Consider the following 282-nt stretch of genomic DNA (forward strand, 5'->3'; position numbering starts at 1 on the left):
GCACGGTATCGGCAAAGCGTGCTGCGAGACCGAGATCGTGCGTCACGACCGCAACCAACACGCCGCGATCCGCGGCGCTGCGCAGGTTGATCATGACGTCGATCTGGTAGCGTGGATCGAGCGAGGCTGTCGGTTCGTCCGCGAGCACGATCGGCGCCTCGACGGCCAGCACCCGCGCCAGCGCGACCCGGCTGCGTTCGCCGCCCGACAATTCCGTGACCGGGCGTTCGGAAAACTCGACGACGTTGGTAGCCTGCATCGCCCGCAACACGGATTCCTCGT

At 66.7% G+C, this 282-nt stretch carries 1 protein-coding gene; it reads right to left on the bottom strand.

Annotated features, from left to right (window positions below; genetic code table 11):
• Positions 1–259: ATP-binding cassette domain-containing protein (locus SM753_RS20415; protein ID WP_323192910.1), on the bottom strand; the 259-nt coding region annotated here is incomplete at its 3' end.
• Positions 260–282: the final 23 nt, after the last annotated feature.

The sequence above is a fragment of the Halostella sp. PRR32 genome (genome assembly GCF_034808085.1).
GTDB classification, from domain to species: Archaea; Halobacteriota; Halobacteria; order Halobacteriales; family Natronoarchaeaceae; genus Halostella; species Halostella pelagica.